Annotated in this window: 20 protein-coding genes; 3 read left to right on the top strand and 17 right to left on the bottom strand. The window is 38.7% G+C overall.

All coding sequences use genetic code 11. The features are described 5' to 3' along the window. Positions 1–205 precede the first annotated feature (205 nt). Complete coding sequence (locus tag RBQ60_RS02995; protein WP_307885127.1) at positions 206–784, top strand: DJ-1/PfpI family protein; 579 nt, start codon at positions 206–208, stop codon at positions 782–784. A gap of 518 nt (positions 785–1302) precedes the next feature. Here the strand turns inward: RBQ60_RS02995 and xerD are convergent. The 4 genes from xerD to RBQ60_RS02975 all read right to left on the bottom strand — a co-directional run bounded on the left by xerD (position 1303) and on the right by RBQ60_RS02975 (position 4762). After that, positions 1303–2187: a site-specific tyrosine recombinase XerD gene (gene xerD / locus RBQ60_RS02990; RefSeq protein ID WP_307885126.1), complete on the bottom strand. Its 885-nt coding sequence runs from the start codon at positions 2185–2187 to the stop codon at positions 1303–1305. Positions 2188–2348: 161 nt separating this feature from the next. Then, positions 2349–2924, bottom strand: coding sequence for a stage II sporulation protein M (locus RBQ60_RS02985; RefSeq protein WP_307885125.1), 576 nt, complete (start codon positions 2922–2924; stop codon positions 2349–2351). Positions 2925–2977: 53 nt separating this feature from the next. After that, complete coding sequence (locus RBQ60_RS02980; RefSeq protein WP_307885124.1) at positions 2978–3508, bottom strand: NUDIX hydrolase; 531 nt, start codon at positions 3506–3508, stop codon at positions 2978–2980. 57 nt (positions 3509–3565) lie between these two features. Continuing rightward, a complete protein-coding gene (locus RBQ60_RS02975; protein WP_307885123.1) occupies positions 3566–4762 on the bottom strand; it encodes a pyridoxal phosphate-dependent aminotransferase in 1197 nt (398 codons plus the stop codon). A 282-nt stretch (positions 4763–5044) separates the two neighbouring features. Between RBQ60_RS02975 and RBQ60_RS02970 the strand changes: the two genes are divergently transcribed. Further along, positions 5045–5206, top strand: coding sequence for a DUF1540 domain-containing protein (locus RBQ60_RS02970; protein ID WP_307885122.1), 162 nt, complete (start codon positions 5045–5047; stop codon positions 5204–5206). Between the two features lie 66 nt (positions 5207–5272). On the opposite strand, the gene RBQ60_RS02965 is transcribed toward RBQ60_RS02970, so the two are convergent. From RBQ60_RS02965 to spoIVB, 3 genes are all read right to left on the bottom strand, one after another. Beyond that, entirely contained in the window at positions 5273–6205 is a 933-nt protein-coding gene (locus RBQ60_RS02965; RefSeq protein ID WP_307885121.1) for a dipeptidase, read from the bottom strand. Positions 6206–6616: 411 nt separating this feature from the next. Beyond that, a complete protein-coding gene (locus tag RBQ60_RS02960; RefSeq protein ID WP_307885120.1) occupies positions 6617–7429 on the bottom strand; it encodes a sporulation initiation factor Spo0A C-terminal domain-containing protein in 813 nt (270 codons plus the stop codon). A 374-nt stretch (positions 7430–7803) separates the two neighbouring features. Then, positions 7804–9066 carry a SpoIVB peptidase gene (gene spoIVB, locus RBQ60_RS02955; RefSeq protein ID WP_307885119.1) on the bottom strand — a complete coding sequence of 421 codons (1263 nt, stop codon included), beginning with the start codon at positions 9064–9066 and terminating at the stop codon, positions 7804–7806. Positions 9067–9348: 282 nt separating this feature from the next. Between spoIVB and RBQ60_RS02950 the strand changes: the two genes are divergently transcribed. After that, the gene (locus RBQ60_RS02950; RefSeq protein ID WP_307885118.1) at positions 9349–10074 is read left to right on the top strand and encodes a GntR family transcriptional regulator; all 726 of its coding nucleotides are present in this window, start codon (positions 9349–9351) and stop codon (positions 10072–10074) included. A 147-nt stretch (positions 10075–10221) separates the two neighbouring features. Here RBQ60_RS02950 and RBQ60_RS02945 read toward each other — a convergent pair whose 3' ends face one another. The 10 genes from RBQ60_RS02945 to RBQ60_RS02900 form a co-directional block, all read right to left on the bottom strand. Further along, positions 10222–10404: a hypothetical protein gene (locus tag RBQ60_RS02945; RefSeq protein ID WP_307885117.1), complete on the bottom strand. Its 183-nt coding sequence runs from the start codon at positions 10402–10404 to the stop codon at positions 10222–10224. Positions 10405–10840: 436 nt separating this feature from the next. After that, positions 10841–12154 (bottom strand): phosphopyruvate hydratase, encoded by a 1314-nt coding sequence (gene eno, locus RBQ60_RS02940; RefSeq protein ID WP_307885116.1) that lies wholly within the window; start codon positions 12152–12154, stop codon positions 10841–10843. A 30-nt stretch (positions 12155–12184) separates the two neighbouring features. After that, a complete protein-coding gene (gene gpmI, locus RBQ60_RS02935) occupies positions 12185–13732 on the bottom strand; it encodes a 2,3-bisphosphoglycerate-independent phosphoglycerate mutase (protein WP_307885115.1) in 1548 nt (515 codons plus the stop codon). A 29-nt stretch (positions 13733–13761) separates the two neighbouring features. Continuing rightward, a complete protein-coding gene (gene tpiA, locus RBQ60_RS02930) occupies positions 13762–14514 on the bottom strand; it encodes a triose-phosphate isomerase (RefSeq protein WP_307885968.1) in 753 nt (250 codons plus the stop codon). Further along, positions 14486–15406, bottom strand: a complete 921-nt coding sequence (locus RBQ60_RS02925; RefSeq protein WP_307885114.1) for a polysaccharide deacetylase family protein — start codon at positions 15404–15406, stop codon at positions 14486–14488. The genes tpiA and RBQ60_RS02925 overlap by 29 nt, the downstream gene beginning before the upstream one ends. A 32-nt stretch (positions 15407–15438) precedes the next feature. Continuing rightward, a complete protein-coding gene (locus tag RBQ60_RS02920) occupies positions 15439–16632 on the bottom strand; it encodes a phosphoglycerate kinase (protein ID WP_307885113.1) in 1194 nt (397 codons plus the stop codon). A gap of 159 nt (positions 16633–16791) precedes the next feature. Beyond that, positions 16792–17820, bottom strand: a complete 1029-nt coding sequence (locus RBQ60_RS02915; protein WP_307885112.1) for a sugar-binding transcriptional regulator — start codon at positions 17818–17820, stop codon at positions 16792–16794. 124 nt (positions 17821–17944) lie between these two features. Beyond that, the gene (locus RBQ60_RS02910; protein WP_307885111.1) at positions 17945–18241 is read right to left on the bottom strand and encodes a hypothetical protein; all 297 of its coding nucleotides are present in this window, start codon (positions 18239–18241) and stop codon (positions 17945–17947) included. A gap of 14 nt (positions 18242–18255) precedes the next feature. Next, a complete protein-coding gene (locus RBQ60_RS02905) occupies positions 18256–18720 on the bottom strand; it encodes an NUDIX hydrolase (RefSeq protein ID WP_307885110.1) in 465 nt (154 codons plus the stop codon). Between the two features lie 105 nt (positions 18721–18825). Further along, positions 18826–19482 (bottom strand): PrsW family glutamic-type intramembrane protease, encoded by a 657-nt coding sequence (locus RBQ60_RS02900; RefSeq protein WP_307885109.1) that lies wholly within the window; start codon positions 19480–19482, stop codon positions 18826–18828. Positions 19483–19604: the final 122 nt, after the last annotated feature.

Here is a 19604-nt window from a genome sequence, read left to right as displayed (position 1 = left end):
CTCGCTGTTGCTTAATAAAATGTTATTCTTAGCTTGGGGATGAAAAAAATATCCTCTCTCATTCCGGCAATTTAATACAAGAAAAATCATAAACGCCTTGATTTTTCCAACAAATGGCATTATACTGTTCATGAACCAGTACAAATAAATATCCTAGGTATACGCAGTGATAAGCTGTTCTATTATAACAAAGGAGGAATTTATTATGGCAAAAAAAGTATTAATGTTAGCAGGTGACTACACTGAGGATTACGAAACAATGGTGCCTTTTCAAGCTTTGCAAGTTTTAGGCTATCAAGTAGATGTAGTTTGCCCTGAAAAAAAAGCAGGCGACATCATCCGCACAGCAATCCATGATTTTGAAGGTGATCAAACATATTCTGAAAAAAGAGGACATAACTTCGCCTTAACTGCTGACTTTGACGCAGTAAATACATCAGACTATGTAGGTTTGTTTATCACAGGCGGCCGTTCCCCCGAATATTTGAGACTATTTCCCCGTGTAATTGAAATTGTGCAGGAATTCTTTGCAGCCAATAAGCCCGTAGCAGCAATTTGCCATGGTCCTCAGTTGTTGACAGCCGCAAATGTCTTAAAAGGCAGAAAAGCCACTGCATATCCCGCTGTTGGCCCCGACATCACTTTGGCAGGCGGCGAATACGTAGCAGTAGATGCCGATAAAGCTGTTGTAGATGGTAATCTGGTAACCGCCCCCGCTTGGCCTGGAGATACAGCAATCATCGCTGAATTTGCTAAGCTGATGGGTGCAAAAATCGAAATCTAAAAATCCGACCCTAATAATCGCCTCTGTCAGCACCTGGTGCTGCGGGGGCTTTTTTAACTGAAACAATTGAAAAGTTCTCTTATCAGATACAATGTATTCCCAGGTCATTAAGGAGTGATCTTCTTAAACGCCAACTTCATCATATTTCTTTTTGGTTTCTGTTTGCTTTTTTCCTTTAATAGCAAGCTTCTGAATCAAACCTTTATGAAGTAATTCCTTTGTGAATTCCCTGTGGTTTAGTACATGTTCAACCCTGATGAAGTGATTAGTTGTTAATTATATTTCTTAAAAATTGAGGGTCAAATTTCTGTAAGGGGTTTAATACATCAAACCTATCCACCTCTATGCTCAGGTAGAAGCAGTGTTTCACCTGATAATATTTTCTAGGTTGAAATTGCTATAAGCCTTTTAAAAAGTAATAATAAAAGAGAATCACCATAAATTTTTTACCCTCATCGCCAAAACTCCTGTACTCTAGAGCAAAACAAAAACCGCCTTTTCGGCGGTTATAATACTCCTTAGGCTCTTGGGTGTGCCTTGGCATATACACTTTTTAGCTTTTGATTGGTCAGCTTAATATATATTTGGGTTGTAGAAATATCTGAATGCCCCAACATTTCCTGAACAGATTTTAAATCAGCACCATTTTCAATGAGATGTGCAGCAAATGAATGTCTTAACATATGGGGTGTAATATCTTCATTTATTTCTGCCTTTTTCGCATAGCATTTTATAATTTTCCAAAAACCTTGTCTGGTCATGGGGTTTCCGCTGCAGTTTACAAAAAGAACCTGCTCCTCACCCGCCATTATCAAGCCACTACGCCCTTTATCTATGTATTTTTTCAATGCCGCTTTTGCTTGGCTGCCAATGGGAATAATCCGACTCCTTTGCTCTGTTCCACAACGAATATACTCTAACGATAAATTCACATCAGAAACCTTTAGAGAAATCAATTCGGAAACACGAATCCCCGTAGCATACAATAACTCAAGCATGGCCTTGTCTCTAATCCCCTTTGGTTCTGCTGTTTGGGGCTGTTCCAATAAGCGCTCGACCTTATCTAAGGTAAGAACTTCAGGCATTTTCTTCTCGATTTTAGGCAACGCTAAATTCGTAGCAGGATTTTCTGCCACGTCTCCTTTTTTTAAAAGAAAATTATAAAAAGACCGAATGGAGGCAATATTTCTGGATACCGTAGCCCCTGCTTTTTTTTGATTTTGAAGCTCATAAATATATGCCATGATGTTGGTATAGTTTACTTTTGTTAAATCAAAAACACCACAGCTATCTATAAAGACCCTAAACCCTTTTAAATCTCTGATATAAGAAAGCACCGTATTTTCAGATGATTGTTTTTCATTTCTAAGGTAGTTCGCAAACTCAGTTATCGCTTTATCCATACCCAAGACCCCTTTTTATTATGTATGTCTAATTATACTATACTTAGTTTTTACAAACTTGTCACTATTATTTGTAAAAAAACCAAATATCGTCATTTTTAATGGCTAAAAATCAACTATTAGTCTAAAAAAGCTACGAAATACGACCTTAGTTCCAATGCTTATAATGGGTATAATGCTACTTCAATCCCTGCGCCGATGGCAATCAATACAGCTGACGCAAGAAGTAAAAGACAGTATTCTGTTTGTTTCCTCCTGCGTTCTCGCTTTAACCCCCGCTTTCCATTGCCCTCGTTCCAAGCTAAAAGATAATAAATTGCGGCACACATTGTGAAAATATATGCGGGAATCAGAATAATATTTTGCGGCAAAATAGCAAATATGGCACCCCAGATACCTTTTGCTCCATATGTAACCATCATCATGGCCGAGGCAAACCCCAATGAAATGCTCCTTAGCAAAAAAGCAGCACCGGAAAGGAATAAGCCAAGGCTTAGCCATCCCCCAAGCCAAATCAGTAGGTCATACTTTAGGTACTTCCAAAAAACCACACCAAAGCTTCCTGCTTGTTCTACATCGGCCACACTTTTAATAATACCAGCAAGCTCCGTTTTTGCACCATCTCCCATTAAATTTGCTGCTATGGCTCCACCCATCACGCCGCATAAAAAAGAAAGACAAACGATAGAAATTATCTTTTGTCCTCTTTTATCTAGTCTCCTATTACGTTTTACCATAAGTGCCATCCTCCTTTCGCAGTCCTCTGCTAACAGGATATGGCTCGTCTTAATTAAATATGCTTGCTTTTATATGCAAACAAGGCAGCAATTGTCTTGCCGTCTTTTATTTCTCCTTTATAAATCATCTCCAAAGCCTGATCCAAAGTATAGCTTTCCAATTCAATAAATTCATCAGGATCTAACTTCTGCTGCCCCTGTGTTAGGTCAAAAGCGAAGTATATAAAAATTTTTTCACTGCAAAAACCAACAGTGGGATACATTTCGCATAGAAATTCCAATCTGCCTGCTATCTTCCCTGTTTCTTCCTCCAGCTCACGTTTTACGCAAACTTCGGCACATTCATCACAATCAAATACACCTGCCGGAATTTCTAAAAGCAGTTCACCAAAAGCATGGCGATACTGGCGAACAAAAAGAATCCTTCCATCATCCAAAATGGGTAAAACCGCTGCTGCATCTTTGTCTCTTAATACTGTCTCACGAAACGCTGGTTTTTTATCGGGCATTTCTATTTTATCTATGGTTACTCTAAGAATTCTTCCTATATAAGTTTCGTTACTTTCCAAAACTCTGTAGCTCATGAAAATAACCCCTTTCTATTGGAAATAGTCAGTGAAAACTGCCCCTTTTGCATATGCTTAAATTAATTCTTTTACCATTTCCTCGATGCGATCCATACCCTTTTTAATCAGTTCCATGCTTGTAGCATAGGAAAGTCTGATATAATCAGGCATACCAAAGTCAGCGCATGGTATAACTGCAACATACTTTTTCTCCAACAAAATGGAAGCAAAGTCAGCTGCTGACTGAATTTCAACATCTTCATGCTTTTTACCGTAAGTTCCTGTTACATCTACGAATAAGTAAAAGGCCCCTTCAGGCTTTAATGCTTGAATAAGAGGAATGGCTTCTTCTCTTTCAAAAATGTAATCTCTTCTTTTCTTAAACTCCACGCACATTTCGTTCACGCAATCCTGAGGTCCATTTAATGCTGCCACTGTGGCAAATTGGGCCATGGTGTTTGGATTAGAAGCCATATGAGACTGTAAAGAATCCATTAATTTGGCAACTTCCAAAGGAGCCGCTGCAAAGCCAACTCTCCAACCAGTCATAGCATAGCTTTTGGAAACCCCATTAATCACAATAGTTCTATTGTAAATTTCCTTTCCTAAAGAAGCGATGCTGATGTGTTTTTTATCTTCATCGTAAATTAGCTTTTCATAGATTTCATCTGAAATAACAAAAATGTCTTTTTCCACGGCGAAATCAGCCACCATTTTTAAATCTTCTAAGGATGTAACCATGCCTGTAGGGTTTGAAGGACTGGTTAAAACCAAGGCTTTGGTCTTTTGTGTATAAGCAGCTTCCAATTCTTCCTTGCTAAGCATAAATTGATTTTCTTTTTTTGTATAAATAATAATTGGTTTGCCCCCAGCAATCCTCACCATTTCTGAATAACTCAGCCAGTACGGTGCGGGAATAATCACTTCGTCCCCTTCGTTTAATATTGTCATAAAAGTATTCATTAGGGAGTGTTTTGCACCGTTGCTGATAATGACTTGGGCAGGAACATAATCTAATCCATTATCTTTTTTTAATTTATCGCAAACAGCCTGACGTAATGCAGGTGTCCCTGCTGATGCAGTATACCTTGTTTCTCCATTTTCGATGGCTGCAATTCCTGCCTTACGAATATGTTCTGGAGTATCAAAATCAGGTTCACCCACACCAAATGTTACAATATCCTTTCCTTCTGCCTTTAACTGCGTGGCCTTAGAAGAAATAGCCAGAGTAGTGGATGGTTTAATGCTCAATGCTTTTTTTGATAATATCATAAAATTTACACCTCATAACTCTAATTTATAAAATAAAATTACTACTTTTAACCGTTAAAAAATTATTTTACATAATTTGTATATTGTATATCTTCTTATACATATTATCAAAAAGCTCCTTTAAACGCAAGATATTTCATATTGTAACACTCTTATAAATTCTTAGATTTAGCGGGCAATATCAAATAATTTTTTAGCTTCTCTAACCAAATTTTAAATGGCATGAAGCCTAGCAAATTGAAGATACTATTAATGCAACAATCATTAAGGAGGGATTAAATTATGACAAAATCTAATGATTCTATTAGATGTTCTGTGCATGATTGTAAGCACAACTGTGCAGAAAAAAACTGTTGTTCCTTAGACACAATTCAAGTCAGAGCCCACAACGCTAATCCAAAAAGCTCTGCTAGTGTTGACTGTTGTTCCTTTGACTGTAAGTAAATTATAATCTTCAATGATATGCGATAAGCCAAATAATGCTTATCGCATATTACTTTTTTAAAACGATTAAAGCACTTCTTCTAATACTCTTAATAAATTTTTAGAAGAAATTTTTTCTAAAATATCTTCTCCAAACTCCTTCTCAATCCGATTAAATAGGAATTCTATCTCCTGTACTTGCCTTATTCCTTTGGGCGTGCAGTCTATCCCATCAAAGTCAGTGCCAAGGGCGATGAAATCCTCACCCATAATGGAAAGCATATGATAAATATGCTTTAAAATATCCTCAATATCTCCTTGCTTCTCTTTTGTTAAAAAAGGAGGATACAAATTCAGCCCAACAACACCGCCCTTTTCGGCTACGGCGCCCAGTTGACTATCCGATAGATTCCTTGGCATATTGCAAATTGTTTGGGCATTAGAATGGCTTGCAATAAAGGGCTTGTTTCCAGTGGTTGCTACGTCCCAAAAACCCGCTTCCGAAAGATGGGAAACATCAACTAACATACCTAGTCTTTCCATTTCCATAACCACCTCATGCCCAAATACTGTTAGACCTCCCTTTGAACCTCTTTCCGCCACCCCGTCAGCCAAGGAATTCCTGTGATTCCATGTTAAAGTCATAGACCTAACCCCTAATCGATAGTAGGTGCGAAGAGCAGAAATCTCCCCCTCTAATGCTTCTCCTCCCTCTAAGCTCAACAGTGCACTCATTTTGTTTTGTTTCATGTTATGTAATATATCTGAATACCCATTCACATGGCCAATGAATTCAGCATTTTTTTCTATCTGGCTATAATAAAAATCAATATATTTCATCGTCTGCCGCATGGAAATTGGATAGTATTTGGGATCAAGCCAGATTGCAAAAAACTGCAGGGGGGCGTAGAAAGTTTTAAACCTTTCAATATCAATATGAACATCATTCATAAAAAGCTCTTTTTTTTCCTCAAAAAGCCGAACTATGGTGTCACAATGTGCGTCTGCATAATTTCGCATTTTTTCACCTCATTTTCTATTATTCTATATTGTTATGGAGAGAGTTACAATGAAAAGAACTATTTTTACTGGTTCTACAATATTTATCCTTAGAATTCAGTTCAGAAGGGGGCTTAAACCCTTTGTTGGTACATGCTCGGTGTTCCAATTTTTCTACCCCTTTCTTTCTCCTACTCCACATATATCATATCCCCTTTCAAGAAATGAGGTTACATACTTGTTTTCACACCAATAAAACTTGCAGGCTGTGTTTTTTCCATAACAACATATAATGAAACCTTTACGTCAGTATGACAAACTCCCCTTAATATTCTCAGGCCAGAGAATGAAATTCAGGTAAAAAGAAAAACCCCCTTTGCAATCTACAAAGAGGGTTTAATACCTTTTATTCATTTTTCGTATTTATCTAAATTAGCTGATCTTTTTTGAGACTTCATTCTGTCGAATTCGGAAGTATTCAGTTAAAGCAGCTATAAACTGTCCATTTGTAGGCTTGTCCTGACTCAAATATCCAACCACCTCAAAGTAAACCTGCTGACCATTCTTCTTCCATGCACTTTCAATTGCATGGCGTATGGCTCTTTCTACTTTACTCGCTGAAGTTTTAAACAGTTTCCCAATATCAGGGTACAGACCTTTTGTAATACCAATTAATACCTCTTCGTTGTCAACGGCCATTATAATAGCCCTTCTAATAAAGTGGTAACCCTTGATACTGGCAGAAATACCCATCCGACTCAAGGTAGTGGAAATGTCTGCTTCTAAATTTTGATAACTGCCGTCCATGATATAGCTTGATACTTCGTCCGTTATTACTTTTGAAGGCTCCCGTTTTTCTCTATCGTCGCCGTCAATCAGCTGATGGATCCTTTCAAGTAAAAGCTCCCCTTGAATCGGTTTTGCCATGTAGTAATCGGCACCCAAACCGATTGCTCTGCGGACCAGCTTGTCACTGTCAATAGCGGAAATCATAATACAAATGCAATCGCTACCCAGCTTTTTCAAGCTTTCCAAAACCCAAAAACCATCACGATCCCCTAAAAGAATATCTAGGAGTACAACATCTGCATTTAGTTTCCTAACCAGTTCCAATACCGCAGGGCCACTATCTGTCATGCCAACAACAGTCATGTCACCCTTGCGTTCCAAGCAACGTTTTAACTTTTGTAAATAGAAACCGTCTCTGTCTGCTAGAACCACCTTTAATTTCTCTGATTCATTCAATTTTGACTCCCCCATTCTTAACAAGTTAGGAGAAAAGGCTTCCCTTCCTTTCTCCCACAAAAATAATTATATCACGCAATTTTCCTTTCGTCAGTATTCGAGAACATTTCGCAAGTTTTTTACCTTTCTTAGTTTTTCACCATTTTTTAGTATCCAATCATTCCCAAAATATAACAGTTTAGTTTCACTTATAGAGAAAAATAAAATAAATTCTCCATTTTTTGTAAAAATTGACGTTTAAAATTTATATTTAGAAATGAAATATTGTAAAGTTTTTTTCAGAAAAAAAGTTACAATTCATTTCATTTTCAAAGTTTTATTCTTAAAAATTTAATTTTAAAGAGGAGATACTCTTTCAGTATCTCCTCCCGCCCTTATTTGCTTATTTCTTGTAGCATAGTCTCTATAAATGTTCCATATCCCCGTTCAGGGTCATTTACCAACACATGGGTAACTGCACCAATGAGCTGTCCATTCTGAATAATAGGGCTACCGCTCATCCCCTGAACAATACCACCAGTTTTTTCTAGCAGCCTTTTGTCTGTAACACGAATCATCATATCTTTTCCGCTGCCTTTTCCTATACTTTCAATTTCAATTTCATATTTATCAATTTTTTCCCCTTCAATGTTGGACAAAATTTCAGCTTTGCCAATTTTGATCTCTTGCTTTAATGCAATGGGCAGTGCTGTACCCTGAAACGCATTGGGTTCATCTAACGTACCATAGATACCAACCTCTGTATTTTTAGTTACCTCCCCTAAACTCTCACCCCGTTGAATAATCCCTGCTAATTCTCCCGGTTCGCCTTTTTCGCCTTTAATAATATCTGTCAGCTGAGATGGTATAATAGAACCATTTTTAATAACCATGAGTTCACCAGTATCAACATCATAGACACCGTGTCCCAATGCACCAAAGTGGTTATTCTTTGGATCAAAAAAAGTTATCGTACCAATTCCCTGAATACTATCTCGCACCCATACACCTAATTTAAAAGCTTGCTCCCCTTGACTATAAACAGGTTTAATTGTAACACGCTTTTGACTGCCCTTTCTTTCTAACAATACGTCAATTCCCTCGCCTTTGCTTTCATTCACCACGTCAATAAAGGTTTCTTTATTGACCAGCTCTTTCCCATTTGCCTTTAAGAGGAGGTCACCTGTTTTTAGAACTCCCTTACAAGGTTCTACTGTTTCATTCCCTTCTACACATACTTGTCCTGTTCCTAAAACCAAAAGACCTTTTGTATCAAGGCTTACGCCAACGGTTTTTCCAACAGGCACAAGCGTGATTTTTGGAATCACAGTTGCCTCTATTGTTTTAATTGGCAGAGCATTACATAGATAAAAAGTTACTTTTGTTGTTCCTACCTGAATAGGATTCGCCATAATAGAAGAACCTAACTCTAAATGAAAAGCATCTGCTAAGGGTTTTGTTGTAACACCTAAAACATTGACACTTTCCTCTGTTTTGGCGGAGATAGGAAGCTGTGTTGAAATCTCCGTTTTTTCACCTTCTATTAATGTCAAATTATCTGGTAAAAGCCAACTTACACTGCACCAGAGCAGTGTTGGGATTAGAACCGCCGCAACAGGAACAAAAAAGCGGCATTTTTTTTCTTTTTTTAACCACATATGCCCCACTCCCGACTGCTACTGAAATTAGAACAAAAAAATAATTTTTGCTCCAATATTAATTTGACCAAACAAAAACCTTGCTATTCAACCTATATAATACAGTTAAAGAAAAAGTCCGAAACAAAAGGTTTTCAGACATTCTGCCACATTTTTCGTGAACATGAATGAATAGGGTTTACAAGGCCATTTTAAGGCATTATAATAAAGGTAATAATTTTGAATTTTATTTATAATGTTTTAAATTAAAAATTCATACAAAAAAAGAAAGAGGCACACTATATGGAACATGCAGAATCTCTGTTAGACTACGCTTTTCGGGAAATACGAACGGGCATACAAAACGGTACCTATCCACCGGGGTCCAAATTATCAACCCAAGATATTTCAGATTCTTTGGGCATTAGCAGAACCCCTGTCGTTTCTGCAATTAACCGCCTAGTGGCACAAGGATTGGCCGTTGCTTTACCCAGACGAGGGGTAATTGTAGCAGACTTTTCCCCACAACAATTAAAAGAAATCACTGAAGTCCGTGAAATGTTCGAACTTTATGCAGTAAAAAGAGCCATTCAAAATATAGACTTTTCACATGAAATTTTAGATGAGATGGAAGAAGTAGCCCTTGAACTTGCCAATGTGGATAGCCAAAACTATAACCTTGCTACCGAATTGGAAATTCGCTTTCATACATTGTTTGTTACTTTGGCAGGAAACTCACAGTTAACAAAGCTATATATTAATAATTGGAATATTGGCTCAATGTTTCAAATCTTTATGCTTTCAAAAATGCCCCTGTCAAAACACCAGCCATCTTTCGATCAGCATTTGGAAATGATTAAACTTCTAAAAGAGAAAAACGAAGCAGCTTTGCTAGAGTTTATCCCAAAACACTTGACCCCTGTTTTCGGTGCGATTGAATGGATTATGAGAAACGGAAACATGGATATGCAAGAACTTTTTAAAATTATGGCGGCGAAAGCAGAGGAAAAAAGGAATCCAAAAGCATAAAATTTTAAGGCACTCTCCCTTTTTGGGGAAAGTGCCTTATCTCTTTTCTTACTCATCTTCAATCCAATATAACTCATATATTTACCAACAACCATCTTCTTTACCCTTACCGCAAAAATAAGCCCGGGTGTATGCTCTATCCCCTAATTATAGCCCCTTCTCTAAAGATAGCTGGGAGTGTGCCATAGAAAAATGAACCTGAACCATCGTAAAATCAGAAAGGTGATATTCCAGAACATCCTCCTTCATCATATCTAAAAATACTGTTTCCTTACGCTTTATTTCTTCTTTTAACCAAATGGATAAGCTGTGAATGACATATTCCTTCATTTAGTCATCTTTCTCAAAACCCTCGGCTATATTTCTTGCAGAAATTTTAAGAGCCTCATTTTCTCCAAATAAATCCAAATGCTTTTCAAACTCACTAGAAATGTCATTAAAATAACAATTTAACCAGCTCTTCTGGAATATTCTCAGGTAGTTCCTTCAGCACAAAATGCCATTCACTAAAAGTTACATCTTTTTCTCCTAGGTATTCATACTCTTCAAAAGTTTGTATGTAGTTATCTAAAGTTATCTGGTTCTATTTTGTCGTTTTTTCGACCTCCCTTGTTTGCTAAGTCTCCTCCAAAATATTTTAATGGCATGCTGTAAAAAATAATACCAACAAATTCCTCACCCTCAAAAATAATTGCAACAAAAAAATAAAGCTTTTTATGATTTGCATAAAAAGCTTTATTTGATCTTACTCTTTTACAATTTCTTCTTACTTCAAGTTAAAAAATGCATCCATGCCCAAATATTCTGCTGCATCATCCAATTCTTCTTCAATTCTAAGAAGCTGGTTATATTTGGCAACACGGTCTGTTCTTGCAGGTGCACCTGTCTTAATCTGACCTGCGTTTACAGCAACTACGATATCAGCAATAGTTGTATCTTCTGTTTCACCACTTCTATGGGAAACGACTGCTGTCATTTTGTTTCTATTGGCCAGCTGAATCGCGTTAAATGTTTCAGTCAATGTACCAATCTGGTTTACTTTAATCAAGATAGAGTTACCAGCCTTCAAATCGATTCCCTTCTGCAAACGCTCTGTGTTTGTAACAAAAAGGTCATCGCCTACCAACTGGATTTTATCACCTAATTCTTTAGTCAATAACTGCCAGCCAGCCCAGTCTTCTTCTGCCAAGCCGTCTTCAATGGAAACGATAGGGTATTTTGCAACTAAAGCCTTCCAAAATTCCACCATTTCTTCTGATGTTCTAACGATTTCCTTTCCTGCCATCTTACTTTCCCCAGGGAAGTGATATTTGCCGTCTTTTTCATCGTATAATTCTGTCATTGCTGGGTCTAAAGCAATTTTTATATCTTCATCCCATTTGTAACCTGTTGCGTCAACGGCTTCTTTAATCAAGTCAATAACAGCATCTGCTGTAGGCAGGTCAGGTGCAAAACCACCTTCGTCACCAACTGCTGTGGAAAGACCTTTGCTTTTCAGAACTTTCTTTAACATATGATAAATTTCAGCACACATACGAAGTGCTTCCTTAAAGGAAGGGGCGCCAACAGGCATAATCATAAATTCCTGAACGTCTACGGTGTTGTCAGCGTGCTTACCACCATTCATAATGTTCATCATAGGAACAGGTACACTCTTTGCATTAAAACCGCCTAAATACTGATACAAAGGCATATCCAAAGCATCTGCCGCCGCCTTTGCAACTGCCATAGAAACGCCAAGAATTGCGTTTGCCCCTAATTTCGCTTTGTTTGGTGTACCATCCAAAGCAATCATAGCCTTGTCAATAGAAACCTGGTCTAAAGCGTTCATACCAATAATTTCTTCAGCAATTAGGTCGTTTACATTATCCACAGCATTCTGTACACCTGTACCGTTATATCTTTCCCCACCATCACGTAGTTCCACTGCTTCAAAAGCACCTGTGGAAGCACCACTGGGAACAGCAGCACGAGCAACAATGCTATCTTCAACAACTACTTCTACCTCAATGGTAGGATTTCCTCTGGAGTCCAACACTTCTCTTGCGAATACATCTGTAATTTCATAAAAACCTTTCATTTGTTTTTTCCTCCTTATATTTGCTTGTTCTTAATTACCTGTTAGCAGGCTTTTTCCTGTCATTTCTTCGGGAATAGGTACTCCCATCATTTCCAAAAGAGTAGGAGCTATATCTGCCAATCTGCCCCCATCTCTAAGTCCAACACCATCGGTGTAGTTTATCAAAACAAAGGGTACTGGGTTCGTTGTATGGGCGGTGAAAGCCTCATGGGTTACATAGTCCACCATTTGGTCACTATTTCCATGGTCTGCGCATAAAAACATATTCCCACCAGTTTCCACTAATGCCTCCATGACCTTACTAATGCAAGTATCCACGACTTCCACAGCTTTTATGGCAGCTTCCATAATTCCCGTATGCCCCACCATATCTGGGTTGGCAAAGTTTACAATAATCAAATCATACTCTTTGGAACGGATTGCCTTTACCAAGCCCTCTGTTACCTGAAATGCACTCATTTCCGGCTGTAAGTCATAAGTTGCAACTTTTGGTGAAGGTACCAACCAACGATCCTCATTGGGATTTGGTTCCTCTACGCCACCGTTAAAAAAGAAGGTTACATGGGCATATTTTTCCGTTTCAGCAGTTCTTAATTGTTTCAAGCCCAGGGAAGAAATATAACTACCTAATGTATTTGTCAATCTTTGGGGCTTAAATGCCACTTCCTTATTTGGAATGGTAACGTCATATTCTGTAAAGCAAACATATTTTAAATCTTGCAATACTTTTTCCCTTTGAAACCCATTAAATTCGGGGTCACACATGGCCCTGGTTATTTCCCTAGCGCGGTCGGGACGGAAGTTAAAGGAAATGACCGCATCATGGTCAGAAATCTTGCCCTTCGCCTTACCATCCTCATTCACAATCACAGTAGGTGCCATAAACTCGTCGGTTTTCCCTTTTTCATAGGATTTCTTAACTGCATCCACTGCATCTTGGGCAGTTGTTCCTTTGCCCAAAACCATGGCATCGTATGCTTCCTGTACTCTTTCCCAACGCTTATCACGGTCCATAGCATAATAGCGTCCTCCCACCGTTGCAATCTGTCCTGCCTCAATTTCACGCATTTTTTCCGCCAACTCAGCTACATAATCTGCCCCCGAGGATGGTGGTGTGTCTCTGCCGTCCAAAAATGCATGAACATATACTTTTTGTAAATCATGCTTTTTGGCTAAACGCAACAATGCATAAAGATGGGTGTTGTGGCTATGCACGCCACCGTCAGAAACCAACCCGTATAGATGTAACGCCGATGAATTTTTTTTGCAATGCTCTATGGCTTGCAATAATTCAGGATTTTCATAAAAATCTCCATCTTCAATTGCTTTAGTAATACGTGTAAATTCTTGGTAAACAATACGTCCTGCTCCAATGTTTAAATGTCCAACCTCTGAATTCCCCATCTGCCCTTCGGGCAAACCAACGTCACGTCCACTGGCATATCCTTTTACAAAGGGGTACTTCTTGAAAATAGCATCCAGTACTGGAGTATTGGCTTGTTTAATGGCATTTCCCTCGACTTTTTCATTAATACCAAATCCATCTAAAATCATTAAAACAGTTGTCTTCTTTTCCATATTATTTCGCCTCACTTTCAGCGCGTTTGTTATTTCTGATAATGAACAATTTCTTGAAACTCCTCTTTCAAGCTTGCCCCACCAACTAATCCACCATCAATATCAGGCATAGCAAACAATTCTGCTGCATTTTTTCCATTTACGCTGCCACCATATTGAATTCGAACCTGTTGTGCAGTCGTTTCTCCGTACACTTCGCCAACAACTTGGCGAACTGCTTTGCAAACCTCTTGTGCCTGCTCCGAAGTTGCTGTTTTACCAGTACCGATTGCCCAAATAGGTTCGTAGGCAATTACAACTTTTGAAACTTCTTCTGCTGTAAGCCCTGCTAGACCACATTTTATCTGAATACGTATCCATTCTATGGTAATCCCTGCTTCTCTTTGCTCCAGTGTTTCACCGCAGCACATAATCGGCGTAATCCCCACTTCTAAGGCCTTTTTCACTTTCTTATTGACCATATCATTCGTCTCGTTAAAGTACTGACGGCGTTCGGAATGTCCAAGTACAACATAAGAAACTCCCATTTCCTTTAACATCAAGGGAGAAATTTCTCCTGTATACGCACCACTGTCTTCAAAGTGCATGTTTTCAGCACCCACACCAATGCCAGCCCCCTTTAGCTCTTCCAAAGCGGGATATAAATCTACAAAAGGTACACAAAATACAACGTCAACTTCGGAGGAAGCAACTTTATCTTTCATCAGCTTACAAAATTCTGTTGCCTCTTTGGGAGTTTTGTTCATCTTCCAGTTACCTGCTATGATTTTTTTTCTCATAATTCACTTCCCTCTCTTTCCGTACAAAGCTTTTCCTCGCAGCCCGTTCTATGTTTTCCACCAAATCTTGACCACACCAGCCAGACTCCACATTCACTCTAGGGATTTCATAGGGGGATGTTTGTCTTGTAATGACTCCGTGGTCAACTGTAAATAATAGGTCAAAGCCCATATCTTTCAACGCTTCCTGGGTATATACAGTAAATCTTCCATTGGGAAAGGCCAGTGCCTTGCATCCTTTTTGGTTTAGATACTTTTCCAAAGCAACTTCTGCCTTTTCTACCTCTGCCAAAAATTCATCTTCCTCTTCTAAATCCACAGGAACATGGTTGGCTGTATGGTTATAAATTTTAACATATCTGCTGTCTACCATTTTCTGTGCTTGATCCCAGGTAAACTTTTTTAGCCCCGATTGTTCCGTGATGCTATCCGTCACAGCAAAAATAGAGGCAGGGATACGGTATTTTCGGAAAATGGGAAAGGCCAAATCATAATTGCTCATATATCCGTCATCCATTGTGATACAAATATATTTTTTATTCAATCCAAGGCCAAGTTCACCATTGTCTCTTCGTTTATATTGAACCTTCTCTTTTTCCACCCGCTGAAGAAATTCGTTTAGAGTTTCCAGGGAAATAAATTCATACCCTAACTCCTTTAAATAACAAATTTGATCCTCCAGCTCGGCTTGGGTGGTCACAACCCCGTTTCCCTGTCCCATATCTCTAATTGCAAAATGATGATACATCAACACTGAAATATAGTCTGTTGGTGGAATAATCATTTTCTCCGCCGGCTTTATCAACTCTAGTTCATTCAAATTATTCATGGCAGTCACTGTTTTTCCCCAAGCAGTCTGTTGAAATACCAAGGAGCAAAACAGTGCTATCACCACAAATATTCTTCCCCTTTGTTTCATATTAAACCTTATTTATCTTGCACCGCAACCACACCTGGCAAGTCCTTTCCTTCCAAAAATTCCAATGAAGCACCGCCACCTGTAGAAATATGCGTCATTTTATCTCCGAAGCCCAACTGATTTACAGCCGCGGCAGAATCACCACCACCGATAATCGTTGTTGCATCAATATCAGCCATTGCCTGAGCCACGGCTTTTGTGCCACCAGCAAAGTTTTCGAACTCAAAAACCCCCATAGGTCCGTTCCAAATTACAGTCTTGGCTTCCTTGATTGCTGATGCAAATAATTCTCTGGACTTTTCGCCAATATCAAGTCCCATCCATCCATCGGGAATTTCCAAAGCAGGAACCGTTTTAAACTCTGTGTCGTTTTTAAACTCTTTTGTAACCAATGTATCCACAGGTAATAAGAAGCGAACGCCCTTTTCCTTGGCTTTTGCCATCATTTCCTTAGCATATTCAACCTTATCGGCTTCCAGCAAAGATTCCCCAACCTTACCGCCTTGGGCTACTGAGAAGGTATATGCCATTCCGCCGCCAATAATTAAGGTATCCACTTTTTCCAATAAGTTGTTGATTACATTGATTTTATCAGAAACCTTTGAACCACCTAATATAGCGACAAAAGGATGCTCAGGCTTGTTCACCGCATTCCCTAAAAATTCAATTTCCTTTTCCATCAAATAACCAACTGCAGACTCTTTTACATATTCCGTAACCCCTACTGTTGAGCAGTGGGCTCTATGGCTGGTGCCAAACGCATCGTTTACAAATACATCCGCTAAGGAAGCCAATTCCTTGCTAAAGGTTTCCTCATTTTTTGTTTCTTCTTTTCTATACCGTGTATTTTCCAACAACACTACATCGCCATCGTTCATAGCTTCTACGGCTTTTTTGGCGTTTTCTCCAACTACCATATCGTCCTTTGCAAAAACCACTTCTTTCCCCAATATTTCAGAAAGCCTTTTTGCAACAGGTGCCAAGGAAAGCTCTGGCTTGGGTTCTCCCTTTGGTTTACCCATATGAGAACAAAGAATAACTTTCCCCCCCTCCTCCACCAGTTTTTTGATTGTTGGAAGGGCAGCGGTGATTCTGTTTTCGTCAGTAATTACCCCATTTTGCAAGGGGACATTGAAGTCGCATCTAACCAACACTTTTTTCCCTTTTACTTGCAAATCATCAACGGATTTTTTATTAAGCATTTTTAATACTCCTTTCTGATTGTCGTTTAGGCACCTAAGATACCTAATCAAATCTCCCAATATTTCTACTTTTCCCCAAATCTTCTCTTTTATTTTTAGAATATGGTAATTCCTGAATACTTGTAGGAAAAAATATTGTCTCAGCATTTCACAATAATTTTATGCTTCTAAAAGTTCTATTATTTTTAATGCTGCACCTTCATCAGTAACAAAAACACCACCTGGTATGCTTTGGCTTACAGCAAAAATACTTTCTGCCTTTTTCTCCCCACCAGCTACTACAATCACTTCATCCATATTGTCTATTTCGTTAAAGTCAATGGCGATGGAACGAGTTTTATAAAGTACCTCGCCACTTTTATTAAAATAATATCCACAAGCCTCTGCAACAGCTTCTTGTTCAGCTAAGTATATTCTTATTTCTTCATCCAATCTACGTTTTTCTGCCATGTCTAATGCGTTACCCACACCTAAAAGCAAAATATTTGCCTTCTCCATCTCCTGTATGGTTTCGGAAATTTCAGGTTGCTTCTTCATCTCCTCCAAGGCTGTTTCACTTAGGTTATCGGGCAAATGTAATAAGCGATAATCAGCCTGCAGCTTTTCGGCTAACTGCACGGCCAAAGTATCTGCCTGTAACTCCATTTTTCTACCAATACTACCTCTTGCAGGTACAATCATTTTCGCCATAGGTTTAGACATTTCAGGGGCAGCAAGAACCAAGTCCTCCATAGCCGTACCACCGGTGATGGCAATACAACTTTTCTCGTCAGTCTTTTCCAAAAGGCGACGCATTGCCAATTGACCCATTTCTTTGCGGCTACGTTCACTGACATCCGCATCACCTTGGGCAATCAAAACACGTTTCACCCCTAAACGCTTAGCCAATTTCTCTTCCAAAACAGATAGCCCCGTCATAATGGAGAAAATGGTGTCCAATCCATCCAAAACCTCCATGCCTTCATCAGTAACGGTCATTCCTGTTTTAGAAACCTGCACCAGTTTTTGCACGCTAAAACGTTCAATCTCACTACGGACAGTCCGTTCCGTCATACCCAGTGCCAGTACCACCATTCTTCTGCCACAGGGTTGTAAAAGGCGAACCGTCTTTAAAACACGGTACCTTTTGATCATTTCTTCGGTCAAATCAGGTGCAATTTTACGAATCAATTGTAATTTATCTTCCATATTTCACCTTCCTTTGGTCTTTTTTCGTCCCATATTTATTTTTTTGTCCCAACCAAAAGAAAAAAAGGGAGGTGGCGCGCAGTCGGTAGTAAGACCATACCGGCCACCTGCCGCCCCATCTTCTTTAAATCTGCTCTACTTTTACAGAGGCATCTACATCCTTGTCTGTACAGCAGCAATCATCTTCATTGCAGTACTCATCTTCCAAACTATCCCAATCGAAATCCCAATCTTCATCGTATTCGTCATCCATTTTTGTTTTCAATAAATAAACAACGGTTAGTGCAACCACTGCTAAAACCGCAGCAATAATACCCAATACAATAAACACTGTTTTTTTGTCGTCACGGTCGTTGTGTAAAACAACAATTCTATCCTTTAAATCTTCAAAACTTGGTTTCATTTCAAAATATTTTTTCATCTGACATTACTCCTTTATCGTTTATTTTCGGAAAATTTCCGTTTCAGAAACTCCTTATTTTTACGCATTTCACTATACTCGTAATATGCCTTTTTCAAAATTTGACGTTCGTCATTAAACTTTAACAGATGATAGGCTTCATGGAATTTATAAAAACCGGCATCGGCGAAGTATTCTTCGCTCTGAGGCTTACAGAAAAAGGAATTAGCACTCATCAAATACCAATGCACTGTTTTGCTTACGGTATCCTCGCTGCCTTTGAAGGTATATTGGGTTTTACCCACATATTTAATAATTTCACCCGTTGCCCCGGATTCTTCCTTAACCTCACGCAAAGCAGTCTGCCGATAGGTTTCGCCTTCTTCCACGGTGCCCTTGGGTAATACCCACCCCATGTATCTGCCGTTTTGGTTTTTGTATAAGAGAAGAATCTTCCACTTATAAATCACAACGCCGCCACAGCTTACCGCTTCAATCACTGCTTTACCTCCACAATTATGCTATTTTCTGCCAGTTGTCCCATTTCTAATAGTATACCGCTTTTTATCTTTTATTTCAAGAGTTACAATAAAATCATGCACATTTTATTCTCGAAAGGGCGAAATCCGTACCAATTCTTTTATATGCCTTAATGCAGACCACCATAACCAAACTTCCAAAATCCAAAATGGTATCCAGAATATGTGGGATTTCTCAAGTAAACAATAATTGTATACGGCATGGGCTAAATATGGCACAATCAAAGCAAGAATCATATGCTTCTTATTGCCAAAGAATTTTGCAAGTCCCAGATAATATCCCATTTGTACACCAAACAAAGCATGCCCTGGCACCGAAAGCAGAGCCCTTGAAAAAGCTGTACCATACCCCCCCATCACTGGATGCATGACATAAATGATGTTTTCTATCCAAGCAAACCCCAGAGATACAAAAACACCGTAAACAATTCCGTCAAGGGGCTCGTTAAAATTTCCGTTTTTCCATATTAAAAACACCAGAAAAACGTACTTAATCACCTCCTCTACCCCTGCTGAGCTTAGAAATGATGTATAGAACGGGTTCTCTCTATGAGGGAATATTTTTTCTAACCCTATCCCTACAGCATAAATGACACAGGTCGTATAGATCCCGTATAATAACCCCAGCAGAAGCATCTTCCAAGGCTCTTTTTCATACTTATCTCTTACATAAATATAAAAAAGTCCTAGAAAAACAGGCGCAGCAGCCAGTTCTAGCAGCATGAAAACCAATCCTTTTTTCTTCTGACATTTCTTCTTTAGTCTTTCCCAAAATGTAATAACTATCATTTTTTCTTAATAAAAAAATAAAAACACACTATTTTTTCTCAATAGTGTGTTTTTAT

The sequence above is a fragment of the Anaerotignum sp. MB30-C6 genome, assembly GCF_030908465.1.
Classification (GTDB): domain Bacteria; phylum Bacillota; class Clostridia; order Lachnospirales; family Anaerotignaceae; genus Chakrabartyella.
The sequence above is the reverse complement of the archived record's forward strand: the minus strand, read 5'-3'. Positions and strand labels throughout refer to the sequence as shown.